This is a genomic window from Halomicrobium sp. HArcht3-1, assembly GCF_058933345.1.
On sequence record NZ_JBZYDM010000002.1, the window covers coordinates 183,241 to 202,909 of the forward strand.

Annotated in this window: 17 protein-coding genes; 7 read left to right on the forward strand and 10 right to left on the reverse strand. The window is 65.6% G+C overall.

The window, feature by feature from the left end:
- Positions 1 to 279: 279 nt before the first annotated feature.
- Both hemB and AC5FRW_RS04000 read right to left on the reverse strand, forming a co-directional pair.
- Entirely contained in the window at positions 280 to 1,260 is a 981-nt protein-coding gene (gene hemB, locus AC5FRW_RS03995) for a porphobilinogen synthase (protein ID WP_493567137.1), read from the reverse strand.
- Between the two features lie 662 nt (positions 1,261 to 1,922).
- Complete coding sequence (locus tag AC5FRW_RS04000; protein ID WP_493567138.1) at positions 1,923 to 4,004, reverse strand: (Fe-S)-binding protein; 2,082 nt, start codon at positions 4,002 to 4,004, stop codon at positions 1,923 to 1,925.
- Between the two features lie 179 nt (positions 4,005 to 4,183).
- Between AC5FRW_RS04000 and AC5FRW_RS04005 the strand changes: the two genes are divergently transcribed.
- A complete protein-coding gene (locus AC5FRW_RS04005; RefSeq protein ID WP_493567139.1) occupies positions 4,184 to 4,789 on the forward strand; it encodes a conditioned medium-induced protein 4 in 606 nt (201 codons plus the stop codon).
- Here the strand turns inward: AC5FRW_RS04005 and ddfA are convergent.
- The gene (gene ddfA / locus AC5FRW_RS04010) at positions 4,786 to 5,049 is read right to left on the reverse strand and encodes a DdfA family disk-determining factor (protein ID WP_493567140.1); all 264 of its coding nucleotides are present in this window, start codon (positions 5,047 to 5,049) and stop codon (positions 4,786 to 4,788) included. The genes AC5FRW_RS04005 and ddfA overlap by 4 nt on opposite strands.
- Before the next feature lie 120 nt (positions 5,050 to 5,169).
- A complete protein-coding gene (locus tag AC5FRW_RS04015) occupies positions 5,170 to 6,201 on the reverse strand; it encodes a radical SAM protein (RefSeq protein WP_493567141.1) in 1,032 nt (343 codons plus the stop codon).
- Positions 6,202 to 6,342: 141 nt separating this feature from the next.
- Here AC5FRW_RS04015 and AC5FRW_RS04020 point away from each other — a divergent pair, with 141 nt between their 5' ends.
- From AC5FRW_RS04020 to AC5FRW_RS04030, 3 genes are read left to right on the forward strand one after another with little or no spacing between them, the layout of a single operon-like run.
- On the forward strand, positions 6,343 to 8,118 hold the full coding sequence (locus AC5FRW_RS04020; RefSeq protein WP_493567142.1) for a vWA domain-containing protein: 1,776 nt from the start codon (positions 6,343 to 6,345) through the stop codon (positions 8,116 to 8,118).
- Between the two features lie 39 nt (positions 8,119 to 8,157).
- Positions 8,158 to 9,474 carry an MFS transporter gene (locus tag AC5FRW_RS04025; protein WP_493567143.1) on the forward strand — a complete coding sequence of 439 codons (1,317 nt, stop codon included), beginning with the start codon at positions 8,158 to 8,160 and terminating at the stop codon, positions 9,472 to 9,474.
- A 55-nt stretch (positions 9,475 to 9,529) separates the two neighbouring features.
- Complete coding sequence (locus AC5FRW_RS04030) at positions 9,530 to 10,045, forward strand: phosphate-starvation-inducible PsiE family protein (RefSeq protein WP_493567144.1); 516 nt, start codon at positions 9,530 to 9,532, stop codon at positions 10,043 to 10,045.
- A 243-nt stretch (positions 10,046 to 10,288) separates the two neighbouring features.
- Here the strand turns inward: AC5FRW_RS04030 and AC5FRW_RS04035 are convergent, their stop codons facing one another.
- The 6 genes from AC5FRW_RS04035 to AC5FRW_RS04060 all read right to left on the reverse strand — a co-directional run bounded on the left by AC5FRW_RS04035 (position 10,289) and on the right by AC5FRW_RS04060 (position 15,934).
- On the reverse strand, positions 10,289 to 11,137 hold the full coding sequence (locus tag AC5FRW_RS04035) for an SDR family NAD(P)-dependent oxidoreductase (protein WP_493567145.1): 849 nt from the start codon (positions 11,135 to 11,137) through the stop codon (positions 10,289 to 10,291).
- Positions 11,138 to 11,521: 384 nt separating this feature from the next.
- The gene (locus AC5FRW_RS04040) at positions 11,522 to 12,697 is read right to left on the reverse strand and encodes a mandelate racemase/muconate lactonizing enzyme family protein (RefSeq protein ID WP_493567146.1); all 1,176 of its coding nucleotides are present in this window, start codon (positions 12,695 to 12,697) and stop codon (positions 11,522 to 11,524) included.
- A 58-nt stretch (positions 12,698 to 12,755) separates the two neighbouring features.
- Complete coding sequence (locus AC5FRW_RS04045; RefSeq protein ID WP_493567147.1) at positions 12,756 to 13,055, reverse strand: hypothetical protein; 300 nt, start codon at positions 13,053 to 13,055, stop codon at positions 12,756 to 12,758.
- 2 nt (positions 13,056 to 13,057) lie between these two features.
- Positions 13,058 to 14,050: a Gfo/Idh/MocA family protein gene (locus AC5FRW_RS04050; protein ID WP_493567148.1), complete on the reverse strand. Its 993-nt coding sequence runs from the start codon at positions 14,048 to 14,050 to the stop codon at positions 13,058 to 13,060.
- Entirely contained in the window at positions 14,047 to 15,051 is a 1,005-nt protein-coding gene (locus AC5FRW_RS04055; RefSeq protein ID WP_493567149.1) for a Gfo/Idh/MocA family protein, read from the reverse strand. Before AC5FRW_RS04055 ends, AC5FRW_RS04050 begins: the two co-directional genes overlap by 4 nt.
- 76 nt (positions 15,052 to 15,127) lie before the next feature.
- On the reverse strand, positions 15,128 to 15,934 hold the full coding sequence (locus tag AC5FRW_RS04060; protein WP_493567150.1) for a sugar phosphate isomerase/epimerase family protein: 807 nt from the start codon (positions 15,932 to 15,934) through the stop codon (positions 15,128 to 15,130).
- Positions 15,935 to 16,030: 96 nt separating this feature from the next.
- Between AC5FRW_RS04060 and AC5FRW_RS04065 the strand changes: the two genes are divergently transcribed.
- The 3 genes from AC5FRW_RS04065 to AC5FRW_RS04075 all read left to right on the forward strand — a co-directional run bounded on the left by AC5FRW_RS04065 (position 16,031) and on the right by AC5FRW_RS04075 (position 19,667).
- Complete coding sequence (locus AC5FRW_RS04065; RefSeq protein WP_493567151.1) at positions 16,031 to 16,990, forward strand: Gfo/Idh/MocA family protein; 960 nt, start codon at positions 16,031 to 16,033, stop codon at positions 16,988 to 16,990.
- A 62-nt stretch (positions 16,991 to 17,052) separates the two neighbouring features.
- Positions 17,053 to 18,213: an ABC transporter ATP-binding protein gene (locus tag AC5FRW_RS04070; protein WP_493567152.1), complete on the forward strand. Its 1,161-nt coding sequence runs from the start codon at positions 17,053 to 17,055 to the stop codon at positions 18,211 to 18,213.
- A gap of 86 nt (positions 18,214 to 18,299) precedes the next feature.
- Positions 18,300 to 19,667 carry an extracellular solute-binding protein gene (locus AC5FRW_RS04075; protein ID WP_493567153.1) on the forward strand — a complete coding sequence of 456 codons (1,368 nt, stop codon included), beginning with the start codon at positions 18,300 to 18,302 and terminating at the stop codon, positions 19,665 to 19,667.
- The last annotated feature ends 2 nt before the right edge of the window (positions 19,668 to 19,669 follow it).

Here is a 19,669-nt window from a genome sequence, read left to right on the forward strand (position 1 = left end):
TGGCTTTACAATACTCCCAATAATGGGTGGTTGGGTAGACGACCGTCCAGATTGGAGTATGATATTATCGATATAAGGTTGTATTCCGTCCAGAAAATCGGTGTCTGTCAGCGCAAATTTCGAACGTTCGTCAACCACGAAAAACGCAGAGAGGGGCGTTCAGGCCCGGATTTGCTCGCGCGCGCCCCGGACTGTCACGGTTTTTCCAGCGTGTATCGTGGTGGATGGTGCCGAACGAGTGGACATCTGTCGAGAGAGATCGCAACTGGACGAACAGCCTTACAATCGTTGCGCGATGTCCTCGGCGAAGTACGTCAAGATGAGATCCGCGCCGGCGCGTTTGATCGACAGCAGCGACTCGTAAGCGACCGATTCGAGGTCGAGCCACCCCTTCTCGGCGGCGGCGTGGAGCATCGCGTACTCGCCGCTGACGTTGTAGGCGGCGACGGGGTGGTCGTATTCCTCGCGGATCGCCCGGACGATATCGAGGTAGGGCAGCGCGGGCTTGACCATCAGCACGTCCGCGCCCTGCTCGGCGTCGAGGGCGACCTCGCGCATCGCCTCGCGGGCGTTGCCCGGGTCCATCTGGTAGTGGCGTCGGTCGCCGAAGGCCGGTGCGCCGTCGGCGGCGTCTCTGAATGGGCCGTAGAAGGCCGACTCGTACTTCGCGGCGTAGCTCATGATCGGCACGTCCGCGTGGCCGTCGGCGTCGAGTCCCTCACGGATCGCCCCGACCATCCCGTCGGTCATGCTGGACGGTGCGACCATGTCCGCCCCCGCACGAGCGTGGGAGATGGCGGTGTTCGCGAGCAGGTCGAGCGTCGGGTCGTTCTCGACAGTCAGGGTCGGATCGTCGGCGGCACCGTCTTCGACGACACCACAGTGGCCGTGGCTGGTGTACTCACAGAGACACACGTCCGTGATGACGTAGGCGTCGGTCTCGTCGGTGATCCGACGAACCGCTCGCTGGACGACACCGTCGGCGGCCCACGCCCGACTCCCTCGCTCGTCCTTCGATTCGGGGATGCCGAAGACGATCACGGCCTCGACGCCGGTCTCGCGGATCTCCTCGACCCGGTCGACCGCTTGCTCGACCGGGACGCGCTCGTGGCCCGGCATCGTCTCGATTGGTACCCGCTCGTCGGTCGTCGCATCGACGAACACCGGCGCGATCAGATCCGACGCATCGAGGTCGGTCTCGCTGACGAGGCCTCGAACCCCGTCAGTCCTGAGTCGTCGCGGGCGGCGGTCCTGATTCATACCCCGTGGTCGGTCGCCCGGGGCAATGAATCGTCCGCTCGGAGATGACCGACCGACTGTCGGTGACCGAACACACTCGCTAACAAACGACGTACCGAACACCCTCACTACCGACTGAACGCCCTCGACCCGCTCGACGCCCGCTAGGCCGGATATCTTCGCTCGCGTCGTTCGCTCGGGTAGTGCCGACGCAGACGACGCGACCGTGTCTCGCCCGTTCGTCCGCCGCACTCACACCACAGTTGCGAGCGCGACGGCACGCGCTCGCGAGAGCGTCCCCACTCCACCCCGGATTCGCCCTGGCGGGCGAATCACGCGTCCCGACCGCACCGCCGTGGCCGGGAGCGCGTTTCGTCGCGCGACCACGGGGAAGGGCCGGGTGGCGGTACGGGCCTCGGAGGACTGAAAGGGCGAGCCGCGCTCGCGCTCCGTGGGTCGCTGGGCGGCCACTATCCGAGCGAACAGTGCGAGGCGCGAGCGTAGCGAGGGCCTCGAAAGCGAACGGGGAGGGACGACCCGTGAGCAGTGAGCGAGGATATGCCGGCCAGCGACCGTGAGCGTGGCGAGGGCTTTCACTGCTCGTTGGCGTTGGTGCGCTTGCAGTCGGTAAATGCTAGCGAGCGTGGCGAGAGATTGCAGTGCCTGTTCCGGTTGGCAGCCGTTCAGTTCGAATCCGCTAGCGCTTCGGCCAGCAGTTCGGTGACGCCGACGATGTCGAGGTCGTCCTCGTAGCCGCCCGTCTTCCGGCCGTCCTCGTACATCGTCATGCACATCGGGCAGGCGACGACGAAGCGGTCGACCGCACCACCGGCGGACGTGTCTTCGAGCGCCTCGCGCAGGCGCTCCTCGCTGGGCTTGGGGTCCTCGTCGAAGTCCATCCAGAGGCCCCCACCGCCACCGCCACAGCAAAAGGAGTCGTCGCGGTTGCGGGGCATCTCAACGCGGTCGACCCCCGTGGCGTCGATGAGGTCGCGGGGGGCCGCGAACTCGCCGTTGTACCGGCCGAGGTGGCAGGGGTCGTGGTAGGTGACAGTGTCGTCGAGGGTCGCGGGCACGTCCAGCCGATCGGTCTCGACCAGTTCGGCCACCACCTGCGTGTAGTGGGCCACATCCTCGCCCGTCCACTCGCAGGCGTCGAACTCGGGGTACTCGTGTTTGAACGTGTTGAACGAGTGGGGATCGGTACAGACGATCCGGTCGAACTCGCAGGACTGGATGGCGGCGGCGTTGTCCTCGACGAGCATCTCGTAGAGGCCCTCCTCGCCGACGCGGCGCACGTCGTTGCCGTCAGTCTGTTCGTCCTCGTAGAGGATGCCGTAGGAGGCGTCGGCGGCCTCGAAGACGCGAGCGAGGGCTTTCGCGATTTTCTGATTCCGGTCGTCGTAGCTCGGGTAGTCGCCGACGTACCAGAGATAGTCGACGGCTTCCTCGCGGGCGTCGGGGACTTCGAAGTCGAGGTCGTCGGTCCACTCCGGCCGTTTGCGGTCGGGTTCGCCGAAGGTGTTGCCCTGCTGGAAGACGTTCATCATGGCGTCCTGAACGTGTTCGTCCATCTGGCCCGACTCGGTGAGTCGGCGGTTCATCTCCGTGAAGTGGGTGAGGTGCTCGATCTCGACGGGGCAGGCGTCCATGCAGGCCATGCAGGCCATACAGGACTCCATCGTCGCACTGTCGATGACCGATGTCCCCCCATCTGCCACGATATCGACTGGCTCGCCGCCAGCGTCACGCTCCTCGCGGTACTGCTTCAGGTCGAGAATCACGTCGCGCGGGTCGAGGGGCCGGCCCGACGCCTTGGCGGGGCAGGCCGACGAGCAGCGACCGCACTTCGTACAGGCGTCCTGATCGAGCACCTGTTTCCACGAGAAGTCGTCGATCTCGCTGGGACCGATCTCGTCGGGACTCGCGTCCTCGGGCACGCCCGGCAGCCGAACGCCAGCCTTCTCGTCGCGCGTGACGACGTTGGCAAAGGAAGAGAGCATGTGGAAGGGCTTGGCGTAAGGCACCCACGCGACGAAGGCAAGCGCCAGCAGCGAGTGGCTCCACCAGACCACGGGGTAGGCGGTGGTGGCCATCGCGGGCGTCATCCCCGCGGCGGCGAGCCAGTCTTTGAGCGCCCAGCCGACGAAACTCACCGTCTCGAAGCTCACGTCCCGGGTCGCGCTGGTCCCCAGAATCCTGACCGCCTCCGTCAGATAGCCACCGACGCCGAGCAAAAAGAGCGACCAGAGGAAGTAGTCGTCCTCACGCGAGGTGTGGCGGCCGTGGAGGCGCTCCATGCGGCGGCCGTAGCGTCGCCAGATCGCGACGCCGACCCCGACGACAAAGAGGAGCCCCATCGCGTCCATCACCAGCGAATAGGAGAGATAGAACTCGCCGACGAAGAAGCTCTCGCCCGTCAGCGGGCGATAGAGATCCATATCGATCCCCAGAATCGTCGTCCCGATCAGCAGTGTCAGAAAGCCCCAGAAGACGAAGGTGTGCATCAGGCCGCCGACGAGGTCCCGATCGAACTGCTTGGCGTTCGACAGCGCGAGAGTCGCGCCCGCGACGATCCGCTGTGGCAGGTCGTCTAGCCGCGGGAACGGCTCCTCGCTCGCTCGTGCGTAGCGAGCCACGCGAGCGTAGATCCCGTAGGCGGCGACGAGCAGCGCCAGTGCGGCGAGATAGTAGAAAATCGCTTTCCCCACCGGTCCGATCTGCCAGAAGGTCGGCCGCGTGGTCGTCTGAAGCGCGATTGGCATGTGCTAACACGAACTGGCCGGCGCATAAAGCTTGCTCCGACCGCCCGCAGTCTGGCGAGAACGAGGGCGGCGTTTGGAGTTGTCACAGCACCACGACCGACGCTATGTCACAGTGGGTCTCGAACACGGGACACGACGAGCAACAGATATGTAACGACCGGTGCCCAAGGGTTCGCCTTATGGACGAGAAGACCGAGAAACTCCGTGACATCTTCGTCGACGTGGCCGGCGACGAAACCGTCACCGAGCGACAGGAGTCGGGGCATGGCTCCCTGCTCTCGGACGAGGAGGACGTTGAGGAGCGCTTGCTCGCAGTGATCGAGCGCCTGCGCGAGCGCTTTGGCGTCGACAGCGACCTCGACGACGACGCGCTCGTGACCGTGATCCGGCGCTACTACGAGGGAGACACGGACGCGGAGATCGCAGACACCGTCGGGACCGACGAGGACGCGGTCTTCCGTGCCCGGACAGCCCTGCACCTGCTGCGTGCAGACGACACCGACGCACCCTTCGATCTCGACCGCCTTCGCGACCAAGCGGCAGATCTCGACGCACTCGCCGACGACGTTGATCTCTCGGCCGCCCAGTTGGATCGTTATCAGCGCGTCGTCACCGCCGAGGCGCAGGCCAGACAGGTCAGCCAGCGCTTCCAGAGCGAGTACGAGGACGTGCTCCACGACGCCGGCATCTCGACGGTGATGACCGACACCATCCGCGACGACGGCCTGAAAGAGGCGACCGAAGACATCGGCTCACTCGAAGAAGACGCCGACGTGGACTTCTAACGACCCGAGATCGGCGACACCTTGACCGTCCCGTCGGCCCGGACAGTCACGTCGTAGCCTGCATATTCGAAGGTCACCGCACCGAAGGTCTGACTGTCGGCGAACAGTGCGTCCAGTGCGTCGGGGTCGACCACCTCGTACAGCGGCGGTAGTTCGGTCACCGGTGTCTCAGTGCGCTCGCTAACAGCGTCGATGATCGCGGTGCTGGGCGGTCGTTCCCCACCCGATCCGAGATCTGACCCGCTCGTGGCGGTTGCCATATCTATGGTATTGTCTCACATGGTATATAACAGTTTGTCAGACATTTCAATAGATCATGCGCGTAGCCGACACCCCTTCGAGGCCCGCCTTCGGCGCACCTCGCTCTGCTCGGCGACTGCTCAGTCCCCGGCAGCAGACTGCCCGCTACCGCTCTGTCCCGACGCCAGCGGCGTCCGCTCGACGACGGTCCCATCGTAGGTCGGATGCTGTTCGACGATCTCGCCCTTTGGCACGTCGCCGTCCTCGACCATCTCCTCTAGGAGCCACCACGCGAGTTCGACGTGTTCGGATTTGACGGCGTAGAACTCCTCGGGGACGCCCAGTTCCTGCAAGTGGGCTTCACTGACCCAGGCCTTGCCGTAGACGAGGGTGCCGTCGTCGGTGATCTCGTCGAACTCGCGGCTGATGTTCCGGGCCATGCGCTTCATGCGCGAGCGGTGCTGGGCGGCGTCCTTGAAGACGGAAGTACAGAAGTAGACCCGCTCGTGATCGCCCATCGTCTCCAGAATCTCGTGGCTGCCTTCGACGGCGCTCATGTGGCCGTCTTTGCGCTCGAAGCCTTCTTCCTGCATCCGGCGGAAGTTGCCGTCGGACATCTCGAACTCGTTGATGTTACAGAAGTCCGCCGCGCCCTCGTCGAGGAATTCGAGGAACTCTTCTTCGGCGCGGATGCCCGGAATCTCGAACGCGGGGGTCAGCCCTTCTTCGCGGGCGATATAGAGGATCTCTTCCCACTCGGTGCCGTGCAGGTCGCCCCACTGTTCGAGCGGCGGGTGGAAGCGAATCTCGTCCAGTCCGGCCTCGCTCAGGCGGCGCATGTTCTCGCGGCCCCCGGTGATGCCGGTGTAGAGGTGGGTGTGGTGGTCCTCGCCGAACTCGTCTTTCAGCAGTTCGAGGTAGTGACAGGTCCGATCGAGCGCTTCCTGTGGCTCGCCGCCGGTGATCGACGTGCCAAGCGCGTCCATCAGTTTCGCCTCGGCGATGACGTCCTCGTCGGACTCGACCGGGCGTTCGTTGGCGTACACCTGATCGACGTTCTTTCGATTCTCACCGAGGGGACAGTAGAAGCAGTCCCGCTGGTCACAGTAGCCATAGACGAACATGACCATCTTCCCGCCTTCAGCACACTGCTCGCAGCCCTCGGAGATCATTCGGTACGCCTGCTTGTTCGTCCAGTGGCAAAAAGCGTCCGAAACGGGATCGAATGCGTACCAGCCCGTCGCGTCGGGATCGCTACAACCGGTTTTTGAGCGAAAGTCGTTTATTACTGATAGGAGCGTGTCGGTCGAGCCATGACCGACGACCACTCACGGCGGCGCTACCTCCACCTGCTCGCCGCGGGCGCGACCGGTGCCGTCGCGGGCTGTACCGATCTGGCTGGCACAAGGGCGGACGCGACGACGCCCGGCACGACCGACGAGGGCACGCCGGACGACGAACCCACGGACACGTTCACGCCGGTCGAGAAAGTCGACGACTGGCAGTACGACCCCAACGATATGGGCGGCGACGCCGGTGGTTCGGGGGGGATCAATTTGACGAGCGGACAGGCAAGCACCACGAGCACTAGCGCCGACGGCGGGATCGGTCTCTCGGCCGGCGGCGCGGCCGACATCGCCACCTTCCGGCGCAACGTCGAGGAGGGGTACCTGCCGATTCCCGAGAGTCTTTCCTACGAGGGGCTGTTCTACAACTACTACTTCGACACCGGCGGCGACGGCACCTGCTCGTCGACGTTCTGTCCGACGTACGCACCGGCAGTGTCGACCGACCCGCTGGGCGGGGAGACCGAGCGCTACCTCAGCGTCGGTCTGGACTCGGGCATCGGGGTCGACGAGTTCGACCGCAAGCGCCTGAACCTCGTCGTCGTGCTGGACATCTCCGGGTCGATGTCGTCGTCGTTCTCCGAGTACTACTACGACCGGTTCGGCAACCGTCGCGAAGTCGAGGGAACCACGGAGCGCCCGAAACTCGACGTGGCGAAGGACGCGCTGGTCGCCCTGACCGAGCAACTGCGCCCCGGCGACCGGCTCGGCGTGGTCCTCTACAGTTCGGAGAGTCACGTCGCCAAGCCGATGCGGCAGGTCAACGCGACCGATATGGACGCCATCCGCGGCCACATCCGCGAAGACATCCAAGCGGCCGGCGGGACGAACCTCGACGCCGGACTCTCCGATGCGACGGAGCTGCTCTCGGCGTACAGCGACGCCGACCAGTCCGTCTTCGAGAACCGGATGATCGTCCTCACCGACGCGATGCCCAACCTCGGCGACACGTCCAGTGGTGGCCTGCGTGCCACGCTGGAGACCAACGCGGCGGACGACATCCACGCGACCTTCGTCGGGGTCGGGGTCGATTTCAACGCCGAACTCGTCGACGAACTCACCGCCGTGCGCGGGGCGAACTACTACGGCGTCCACTCCGCCGAGGAGTTCGAACGGCGGATGGGCGAGCAGTTCCAGTACATGGTGACGCCGTTCGTGTTCGACCTCGAACTGGAACTCGACGCCGAGGGGTACGAGATTCGGAAGGTGTATGGCTCGACAGCCGCCCAAGAGGCCACCGGCGAAATCATGTCCGTCAACACCCTCTTTGCCTCGCCCAGTGAGGGCGGGCGCGCCCGCGGAGGCGTCGTCCTCGTGCAAGTCACAAAGCAGGCCGAGGACGCGACGATAACGCTGCGAGCCACCTGGGAGGAGCGCGACGGGACGAGTCGGGAAGCCACCTCGACCATCGAGTTCCCCGCTGGCGGTCCCGAACAGTTCGCCAACAGCGGCGTCCGCAAGGCCGTCCTCCTCTCGCGGTACGCCGACCTGCTGAAAAACTGGATGGTGGCAGAGCGCGACCGGGAAGCCGTCTCGGTCACGGAAGACGACGGCATCGGGGTCCCACCCGAGCCATCTCCCGGGCGCTGGGAGCAAACCTCCGAACCGCTGACCGTGTCCGATCCGTACCCCGACCGCCTTCGGACCTTCCGCGAGTACTTCGCGAGCGAGAGCGAGGCAATCGGCGACGCGGAACTCGAACAGGAGCTGACGATGCTCGACGAGATTCTGGCCGCGGCCTGAGCGCCATACTCGTAAGTGCCTCGCGGGTGTTCGGCCGGTATGAGCGGTTCCCGTCGCGGACTGGCGATCGTCCTCGCCGTCGTCTTCCTCGACTTGCTCGGTTTCGGTATCATCATCCCGATTCTGCCCTTCTACACGCGCTCGTTTCCGGGCGGAACGGAGTTCGTCATCGGATTGCTTGCAGCGTCGTACTCGGCGATGCAGTTCCTGTTCGCGCCGCTGTTAGGGTCGCTCTCGGATCGGGCCGGTCGGCGGCCCGTGCTGGTGCTGTCGCTCGCCGGGTCCGTGATCGCGTGGACCGTCTTCGGACTCGCCGACGCGCTGTGGCTGCTGTTCGTCGCGCGGATGCTGGCTGGCGCGATGGGCGGGAACCTCTCGACGGCACAGGCCTACGTGGCCGACGTGACACCGCCCGAGGAGCGTGCGAAGTCGCTGGGGCTGATCGGGGCGGCGTTCGGCGTCGGCTTCATCTTCGGGCCGGGGATCGGGGCGGTGTTGAGCTTCGATAGCGTCGTCGCCGCGGTCGACGCCGTGGTCCCGGTCGTCGCCATTACGCGCTTCTCGCTGCCGAGTTTCGCGGCCGCGTTCGCGAGTCTCTGTGGCGTCGTCGTCACGCTCCTGTTCCTGCCGGAATCGCTCCCGGCGAGCGACCGGGGTGGTGACCAGCAGCGCCGCCCCACACAGATCGAGCAACTGCTGGCGGGCCTGCGGACGAGCGGCCTGCGAGAACTGCTCGGAGCGTTCTTCCTCGTCTCCTTTGCGTTCTCGGGCGTCCAGATCATGTTCATCCCCTTCGTCGCCGACATCTACGGCTACTCGGCGAGCCAGAGCGCGCTCTTGCTGACCTACATCGGAGTGCTGTCGGTGCTCGTCCAAGGCGTGCTGATCGGACGCCTGACAGCCCGCTACGCCGAGGTCACCCTGACCGTCGGCGGGACAGCGGTGTTAGCGGTCGGGACCGGACTGTTGCCGTTCAGCGACCGACTTGGCGCGGCGGTCCCGGACCTGACCGCCATCGCGCCGTTCCTCACCGGCGACCTGCTGGCCCTGCTCGCCGTGTTGACGCTGCTACCCCTCGGCAACGGGGTCCTGTCGGTGACGCTGACGACCATCGTCTCCAACCGCGCGTCGGCGGCGACACAGGGCAGCGCGTTCGGCCTGACCCAAGGTGCCGGGAGCCTCGCCCGGACCATCGGTCCCATCGTGATGGGCGGGCTGTACACCGTCGTCGGCTACTGGTCGCCGTTCGTCGTCGGCGCGATGGTGCTGGTGCCGGTCGCCCTGCTCGTCGTTCGCCTCGGGACGCCCGACGACCCACCAGAGCCGAGACCAGTCGATCCGGGTCACGTTCGCTGAGCGGCCCCATCGCTGTTGGCACGACCTTCTTGTCACTGGCGGACGACGTTTGGGCATGGCCGAGGGCGACAAGCGGGACAGCACCGAGAAGCGAGACAGCGGACCGGCGGACCGGACGGAGCGGCCCGTCGAGGTCTCGGAGCGACTGATGCGCAGCATCGAGGTCGTGGCGGCCTACGTCCTCGTCCTCCTGTTTGCCATCGGCGTCGTCGATCTGGGTGCACAGATCGGCGGTGCCGTCCTCGACGGCAGGATCAGCGACCCGCTGGTCGTCGTCGGCTTCATCGACACCGCCCTCTTGCTCTTTATCATCGTCGAGGTGTACCAGACCGTCGTCGCCTACGTGCGCTCGAACGACACCCGCCGGATCGTTCGACTCGTGATCCTGACGGGCATCATCGCACTCGTCCGGAAGGCCATCGTCTTTCGCACCGGCGAGTACAACAGCGAGATGGCCGCATTGACCGCGGCAGTAGCCTACACGCTGCTCATCCTCGGGCTGGCGGTGTTGCTGTACGTCAGCCAGTCGACAATGCAACTGGGCGACGAGCGTCCTGGCAAAGCGACGTGACTTTCCCCGATTCAAAATAAATCCGATAACTTTCGAGGGAGAATTACAGTAGACCCAAAAGAGTTGTTTTAGGCACTCAGACAGGCACTTTCGACAGTTACTCAGAACAGCCTTCGTCTCCTCACCGGTCGTCTCTCACTGAAACAATCCCACAGGCTCTAAGGCGGTGATTTCTCAGTCCGCCAGTACGGAGAAGAAGTGATGGCAAAGTGTGATAAGAGTTCCGATATATATGTGGAGCTGTTAGGATTCGTGGAGCGACTCGCGCGTGGGCACGTCGTCGGCGTCGTAAACCTCGTTGACGAAGGAGGTCGGGAGGCCACAGGTCAGGCCGCCATCGACGACGACGTTCGTCCCAGTGACGAAGCCGGCCCGCTCGGAGGCCAGAAAGAGCGCCGTGTCTGCGACTTCCCCGGGCCGGCCAAAGCGCCCGAGAGGGTACTGATCGAGCCAGCGCTGTCGGGCGTCGTCGGTGTCGTCTTTGCGGGCCATCTCCTCGCGCCGGGCCTCGGTCTCGATGGTGCCCGCCGAGAGGACGTTCGAGCGGATGCCGTACTGGCCGTAGTGGGTGGCGACGTTGCGCGACAGCGCGAGCAGGCCGCTCTTGGCCGCCGAGTAGCCCGCCAGCGCGATGCCGTGCAGTCCGTTGACCGAACCGACGTGGACCATCGACCCACCACCCGCCGCGATCATCGCCGGCAGGACCTCCCGTGTGACGTTGTACTGCCCCGTCAGATTGAGTTCGACGGCATCGGCCCACGTGTCGGGTGCCGAGCGGTGGAGCAGGTCGTCGGCGTCGACGCCCCCACCGGCGTTGTTGACGAGGACGCGCACGTCGCCGAACTCGTCGATGGTGCGGTCGACGAGTGTCCGTACGTCCGCGCGATCAGTCACGTCACACGCGACGGGGACGACACGGCCCTCGTGGGCAGCGGTCAGTTCCTCGGCGACTGGTTCGACGCCGTCGAGCGAGCGCGAACAGATCACCACGTCGCCGCCCGCCTCGGCGAACCGTTCGGCGATGGCCCGCCCGATACCCCGCGACGCCCCGGTGACGATCGCCGGCCGGTCAGCAAGCGAGAGTTCGATCATCGTCCGTGGATTGGTGGCATGCCCCTTGAACGTTCGGCCCGCGGGACTGGTAGTGTTCAGATAAGCAACCTCAGTCTCAGACTTGCAGACACCGAAAGCCCTCGGCCCGCTCAGTGGTTCTGTGGCGGATATCCTCACTCTGTTCGGATAGTGCCGCCGCAGAACCACTGAGCGCGCCTCGCCCTTTCATCCACCAGGACCCGGCTGTTCGGCCGTCTACACCCTGGTGGATGAAAGGGCGAGCGTCGTTGCGGGAACCCCGGCGACGCAAGCACCCACTGGAGCGCAGCGAGCCGCGGGACCGCAACGACGCGAGGGCTTTCGGTGCCTTGTTCTCACTTTTCTCGATCTCTTATCTGAACACTGCGGCGGGACTCCCAGCGTTCAGATCCGGTACTGTTCGATGGCGTCGGGGTCGACTTCGATCCCCAGCCCCGGTCCGTCGGGGACCGAGAGCGCGCCGTCGTCGACGGTGATCGGGTCGGCGAGGACATCGTCCTCCCAGCCGTAGTACGTCGAGTCCGGCGGGAGCGAAAAGCCCGGGATGCCGGAGACGGCGTGCAGGATCGCGGCGGTTCTGATCCCCAGATCGAACGCACAGTGATGCGTGAAGGGGATGCCGGCGTCCTCGACGATGGCGGCCTGCTGGCGGAGACCGGCGATGCCGCCCGCGGGCGTCAGATCCAGCACGGCCACGTCCATCGCGCCCGCCTCGATCAGGTCCCGGCAGTTGTGGCTGATGTAGGTGTCCTCGTTGGGTGCGATGGGCTGGCGACTGCGCTGGCGCAGTCGCGCGAGCGAGCGGTGGCTATCGACCCGGATGGGCTGTTCCATGTACTGGAGGTAGATGCCCGAATCCTCCAGTTTGGCGGCGACGCGGACGGCCTGATCCAGCGTCCAGCCCTGATTCGGATCGAGGCGGAATTCGAGCTGGCCGTCGACTTCGTCGTGCATCGCTTCGATGCGGGCCACGTCCTGTTTCCAGTCCCGGCCGGCCTTGGTCTTGAGCACCGGAAAGCCGGCGTCGAGTGCTTCGGCAGCCTTGGCGCGGGACTCCTCGGGCGGGAGGATGCCCAGGCAGAACGCGACCGGTACGTCCGCTGGACCGTCGCTCCCGGCAGCGTCGCCCGCCTCGACCTCGCGGTGGCGCTGGCTGGTCTGGGTCGGTGCGGTCCACCCACCCAGCAGTTCGTAAATCGGTTTCCCGAGATCCTTGCCGACGATGTCCCAGCAAGCGGTCTCGACCGCCGCGAAGAAGAGGTCGGCGTTGGCGTACTCGATGAACACCTGCCGGCGCAGGCGCTCGGTCTCGTAGGGGGACTGGCCCTCGATCAGGGGCGCGACGCCGTCCTCGATGACCGACTCCGTCGCTTCCGGCGAGAGGAACACCCGCATCTCCCCCCAGCCAGAGATGCCCTCGTCGGTGTCGACCCGGACGAGGACCCGCTCCATCGATTCGAGGCGGCCGTGGTTGGTGACGTACGGTCCGATCCCAAGGTGCTCGTCGAGACCGACGAGCGGGACGTCGACCGTCGTCGCCGTGACGTTCGTGATCTGCATGGCTACGAGTCCCGAGGGCACCGGCAAGAATGTATCGACAGGTCTCGACGCCGGGCGGTCAGAACAGCGAGCGCAGGCGGTCGAGGACGGACTCGCTCGGCTCGCTCGCCCGTTTCGACGGGCGCGCGATGGTGTCGCCGGGGAGTTTCATCCGTGGCGGGCCGGGATCAGTGCCGGTTTCGTAGTCGGCGACGACAGCCACGAGGTTGCCGACGGCCTCGGCCTCCACGCGGCCGACACCGGCACACTCGGTCTCGGGGTCCTCGGCGAACCAGAGTTCGTCATCGATGTCGGCGATGGGTGGCTGGCGGTGCTCGACCCAGGCGCGCGCCTCGATATCGGCCGGGTCGGAGACCACGGCTAGACGACCTCGCTCACCTCGACGGACTCGCCGCGTTCGGCCGACTCGTAGGCTGCCTGAATCACCTCGATATCGTGGACGGCGTGGGTGCCAGTCTTTGCCGGTGGACGATCCTCGCGGACCGCTTCGACGAAGTCAGCGACCAGTCCGCGGTTCGCGTCCGGTCCCCAGAATAGCTGGTGGACGCCGGGGTCGCCGCTGTCGCGGGTCTGTTTGATCGTCTGGTCGAAACAGTCCACTTCCAGCACGCCGTCGTCGCCGACGAGCTTCAGCGTCGCGCCGCCCCACGTATCGTACTCGTCGGGCTTGCTCCACGAGCCGTCAAGCGTGAACTGCGTGCCGTCGGTGAGTTCCATCGACAGGAGGTTCACGTCCTCGACGGGGATGTCGTGGAAGCGGGTCCCCGTCTCTGCGTACACCTCGGCCACGTCCTCGCCGGTGAGCCAGCGCACGGCGTCGAGGATGTGGACGGAGTGGTCCATCACCGCGCCGCCGCCGGACCGCTCCGGGTCGGCGAACCAGCCGCCGGGCATCTGCCCGCGGTTGGTGCCACTCAGGAACTGCAGGTCGCCAAGCTGGCCGACTTCGAGCGCGTCGTTGGCGTTGCGGAGTGGCTGGCTGAAGCGCAGCGGGAGTGCCACGCCCAGATGGACGCCCGCGTCGTCGCAGGCGTCGGCGATGGCCTGCGCGTCCTCGACGGTCGGTGCGAGGGGCTTCTCACAGAGCACGTCGACGCCCGCGTCGGCCGCCATCTCGACCCACTCGCGGTGATCGACGTTGGCAGAGCAGACGACGACCCCGTCGGCCCGGTCGAGCAGTTCGTCGGGTGTGAGGTGGTCGGTGCCGTACTCCTCGGCCTTCTCGGCCGTCGCCGCCTCGTTCTCGTCCGCGCCAGCGACACCGACGAGGGCGGCGTCTTCGATGTCGTCGAGGGCGGCCGCGTAGGCGTCGGCGTGGAGGTGCTCGACCGAGAGGATGCCAATCGCAGTCATTGGCCCACCTCCGCGACCCGCACAGGCTCACCGCGCTCGGCGGACTCGTTTGCGGCCAGTGCGATCCGCACCGCCTCGCGACCGTCCTCGACGGTGACCGCCGGTTCAGCGCCGGTCTCGACACACTCGACGAAGTGGCGCAGTTCCCGCGTGTAGGGACTCACGCGGAAGGCTCCGGCGGCGGGGTCCATCTCGCCGCCGGTGTCGCCCGTGAAGTCGACGGGACGCTCGTCGCGAGTGTCGTACTCCAGCGAGCCGTCCGACCCGGCGAACTCGAAGGCGGTGGTGAAGTCCATCTCGTCGGGGTAGCCCCACGAGGCCTCGACGTAGCCCGCAGTGCCGTCCTCGAAGCGCAGGTCGACGCCGGCGTGCTGGTAGCGGTGACCGTCTGCCTCCCAGTCGGCGCTGCGGGCGAACACCCGGTCGACCTCGCCGACGACCCAGCGCAGATAGTCCAGATCGTGGATCGCCATGTCCAGCACGACGCCGCCGCTCTGCTCGAAGTCGCTGAACCAGTTGTCGGCACCGTACTTCGGCGGGGAGGAAAGGCGCTCGGCTCGCATCGTCCCCAGTTCGCCCAGTTCGCCCGCGTCGATTCGCTCCTTGGCGGTGACGTAGGACGGGAAAAAGCGCAGGACGTGCCCGACAGACGCCGGCACGCCGGTCTCGGCGATGGTCTCGACGAGGTCGTCGGCCTGTTCCATCGTCCGGGTCATCGGCTTCTCACAGAAGACGGCCAGATCGCGCTCGGCCGCCGCGGTGGCGAAGTCGTGGTGGGTCGGCGTCGGTGTACACACGTCGACCATCGTCAGGTCGGCCTCGGCCAGCATCGTCTCGGCGTCGGCGTACGTCTCCGCACCGGGCGCGTGCTCGCTGGCGAACGTGTCGAGGTTGTCGCCCGTCGAGGCGACAGCGACGACCTCTGCGTCGTCGATCTCGGCGTAACTCCCTGCGTGTGTGGTTGCCATGACGCCACTCCCGATCAGCCCTACTCGTTGCATACCTCGTGGTGCGGTATCGGTCAGCATAAAACATGGGTGAGAATCGTCTGTCAGTCGGAAGAACAGTCCAGCTGAGCTAACTCTCGAACACGGCCTGTAGATTGTCGAGCAACTGCGGTGGCATCTGTTCGGGGTGGCTCTCGTAGGGCGGGACCTCGGCGGTGATCCAGTCGTCGTAGCCGATCCGGTCGAGTGCGTCGTCGATGGCCGCCCAGTCGAGATCGCCCTGTAGCGGGTAGGTGAAGGCGTCGATGGTGTCGATGTCTGTCTGATAGTCCTTGACGTGGATTCGCTCGATCCGGTCGCCCAGAATCGAGATCCACTGGGCGGGATGGCCAAAGCGGCGGACGTTACCCACGTCGAAGTACGCGCCGACCGGACCCGACTGACTGGCCTCGTCGACGAAATCGCGGAACTCCAGCGGTGAGAGCAGGAAGTCGTTCCAGACGTTCTCGACGGCGACGGTCACGTCGTAGTCGGTGGCAGCGTCGGCGAGTGCCTCGACGCCCGCCAGCGCGCGCTCGTAGGCAACGTCGTAGGGTGTATCCTCGGTCACCAGCGCCGGGACGATCAGGACTGCACCCGCATCGAGGGCGTCGGCGACCGCGAGCATCCGCTCACCGATCTCGATCCCGCGCTCGCGGACTTCGGGATCGGGTGACGACAGCGGCGCGTCCCAGTGCATCGTCGTCGAGACGGCCGGCACGTCCAGACCGGCATCGTCGGCCCGGTCGGCCAGCGTGGCGACGGCGTCGTCGTCCCACAGCGGCCCGTCGGCGACGAGATTCGGCTCGAAGCCGTCGTAGCCCGCACCCGCGAGGAAGTCGACCGTCTGTTCGAGGTCGTCGTGGGGGAACCCCATCTGGTTCAGCGCGAATCGCATACCCGACGTTGCTAACGGGAACGTGATATAGGTTTGCTCGACGGGCCATCCAGAGCGCACTTTTATCACCACCCTGCGCGACACACCTGCGTGAGGATGACAGTCGAACTTGGCGTCATCGGAGCCGGTGGTATCGCAACCGTCCACATGGAGAACGCGGACGACCTCGATGGAGTCGAGATCGTCGCGGTCGCCGACATCGACGAAGAGCGCGCGACGGCGGCGGCCGATCCACGGGACGCGGTCGCCTACACGGACGGCATCGAACTGATCGAGAACGAGGACGTGGACGCCGTCCTGATCGCAGTGCCGCCCTTTGCCCATCCCGAGTACGAGGAGGCGGCGGCCGATGCGGGCGTGGACATCCTGATCGAGAAGCCCGTCGGACTCGGGATGGAGCAAGTCAGGGACACACAGTCGAGGATCGAAGACAGCGGCGTCATCACCGCGTCGGGCTACGTCGCGCGCTACGCCGACGTGACCGACAAACTGCGCGAACTGCTCGACGGGCGGACGATCGGGTCGATCGAGTCGACCTACTGGGCACCCGTCACGCCCGCAGCGTGGTGGCAACGCAAAGACCAGTCCGGCGGGCAACTGGTCGAGCAGGCGACCCACCCCTACGACACCCACCGATATCTGGCGGGCGATGTCGACTGGGTCGTCGGCGCGGGCACGGACCGCCGGCTGGCCGACGAGATCGACTTCCACGACGCGAGTTCGGTGACGATGGTTCACGAGGACGGGACGCTGAGCCACGTGAGCGCGACGTGTGCCGCGTCGTCGTTCCGGTTCGAGACCCGCATCGTCGCCGCGGACGCCCAGCTAACGGTCGACTACATCGACCACACGATCACGGGCGAGGTCGACGGCGAGTCGGTCGCCTACGAGGGCGACGACGACTGGTATCGCCGCGAGCTGGCGGCGTTCGTCGAGGCCGTCTCGTCCGACTCCACAGCGCCGGTCCGGTCTGACTACGGCGACGCCGCCGACACACTGGCGCTGACACTGGCCGCGACCGAAGCGATCGAAACCGAAGAGCGAATCGAGTTATGAGGTGCGGACACGTACCATGATTTATTACGGATAGCCGTCAACCACGACATGGTGACCAATCAATGGGTGAGCTCTCGATCCAGAATCTGACGAAAGTGTTCAACGACGACAGCGGGCAGATCGTCGCTGTCGACGACTTCAACCTCGACATCGAAGACGGCGAATTCGTCGTGTTCGTCGGTCCCTCGGGCTGTGGGAAGTCGACCACACTGCGCTGTGTAGCCGGCCTCGAAACTGTCAGCGACGGCCGACTGTTCCTCGACGGGGACGACATCACGACCCAGCCGCCGACAGATCGGGACATCGCGATGGTGTTCCAGAACTACGCGCTGTATCCCCACATGACCGCGGGCGAGAACATGGCCTTCGGGCTGAAGATGTCGACCGACCTCTCGCGGGAGGAAATCTCCCAGCGAGTCAACGACGCGGCGTCGATGATGGGCATCGAAGACCTACTGGAGAAGCGACCGGGCGAACTCTCCGGCGGCCAGCAACAGCGGGTCGCACTGGGGCGGGCGATCGTGCGCGAACCAGAAGTGTTCCTGATGGACGAACCGCTCTCGAATCTGGACGCCAAGCTGCGCACGCAGATGCGCACCGAACTCCAGAACCTCCAGCACGAACTCGACATCACGACGATCTACGTCACGCACGACCAGACCGAGGCGATGACGATGGGCGACCGGATCGTCATCCTCGACGACGGGGAACTCCAGCAGGTCGGCACGCCACTGGAATGCTATCACGAGCCGGTCAATCAGTTCGTCGCAGGCTTCATCGGCGATCCCGCGATGAACTTCTTCACCATGTCCTACGACAACGGCGTCCTGCACCACGACGAATTCACGTACGAACTGAGTCAGTCCCTCCAGCAATCACTGGGGACGCTGAGCGGCGACGTGGTCATGGGAGTCCGACCCGAATCGGTCCAGCGCGCCGACACGGCGAGCGGGCGTGAGACGACGCTGATGGCACCGGTGTCGGTCGTCGAACCGATGGGCGACGTGACCCACGTCTACTTCGAGGTCGGCGGCGAGACCTACACCATGAGTCAGGAGGGCGACCTCGTCACCGAAGTGGGCAGTCAGATCGAACTCCACTTCCCCGAAGAGAAGATGCACCTCTTCGATGCGGCGACCGGCGACGCCATCAAGACCGGGTCGGTGTCAGCGGCAGTCGAGACCGGCCAGGCAGCCGAAGAGGGCGACACTGGTCGACCCTGAAGCAACAGTAAATCCTCGTGGGAATCGGTATCAATCTGCAAAACATTTATTTGGCGTGTAAGAGATTCACAGTACGAGGCAATCCTATGCCCACTCCAAACGACCGACTGACGCGGCGACAGTGGATAGCGCTTGTAAGTGCAACCGGCATGACCGGACTGGCCGGTTGTGGCGGCGGCGACGGCGGTGACGGTGGCGACGGCGGTACCGGTGGCGACGGTGGCACCGACAGCGATGGCGGCGACGGTGGCACCGACAGCGATGGCGGCGACGGTGGCAGCAATGGCGGAGAGAGCGCGACCTTCTGGGCGTGGAACGACCCCGGACTCACGCCGGTCCGTGAGGAACAGACCGCCGAGTTCGCCGAGATGTACGACAACGTCTCGGACGCGTCCTTCGAGAACTTCCCGTTCGAGAACTACCTCTCGCAGGTCACGAACTCAGTCAGTGCCGGCACCGCCCCGGAATCGGCGGCGCTGTCGGTGCTGTGGACGCCCCGAATGATCGACCAGGGCGTCGCATCGGACGTCGAAGAGTTCGGTCTCAATCCGGACGACTTCGTCAGCGCCGGACGCCAGAACTCCAGTTACGACGGGACCATGGGTGCAGTGCCGTGGTACGTCGACTGCCGAATGCTCGGCATCAATCGCACTCAGTTCGAGGAAGCCGGTCTCGAAGTGCCCGACCGGACCTACCGTCCGACCTGGGACGAGTTCGCCGGCTGGATCGACACGCTCTCCTCGGAACTGGACTCTGGACGCGGATTCTCGATGCCGGCCGGTGAGGGGTTCGACGCGTTCGTCCTCTCGAACGGGAGCGGCTACATCAACGAGGACGCCAGCGCGGCGACGATCAACAGCGACGCTGCCGTCGAGGCAGCCGAGTTCCTCCAGCCGATGATCGTCGAGGACGAATCGGTCATCGCTCGCCCGACGGGCGCGACCGACACCGGGATCGACGACTTCCTCTCGGGGAACGCGCCGATGTACTACGCGGGGTCCTGGCAGGTCCCGCGACTGCAGGACAGCGACATCGACTGGCAGTTTATCCCGTTCCCGAGCGGACCACAGATCCCCGACGACGTGAGCCACACCTGGAGCGCAGGTGTGTTCTACATGGCACCGGCCCGCGGGGGTGCGAATCAGGAGATCGGCCAGCAGTGGCTCGAATACATCGCCTCCGAAGAGGTGCAGGCCCGCGTCACCGAAGAGGTGGGCGGGTTCCCGGCACTGAAATCGGCCTACGAGACGGACACGTTCCAGAGCACCATCGAGAACGAACCGCGTCTGGAGACCGTCGAACAGGAGATCGAGAACACCAAGCCATTCCCGAGCCACCCCGAGGTGCCGTCGATGTGGAACAGCGTCCACACGCAGGCAGAGGCGCTCTGGCAAGGTGACGATATCCAGACCGTGCTGGACCGTGCGGCCTCCGAAATCGAGGACGTCCTCTAACG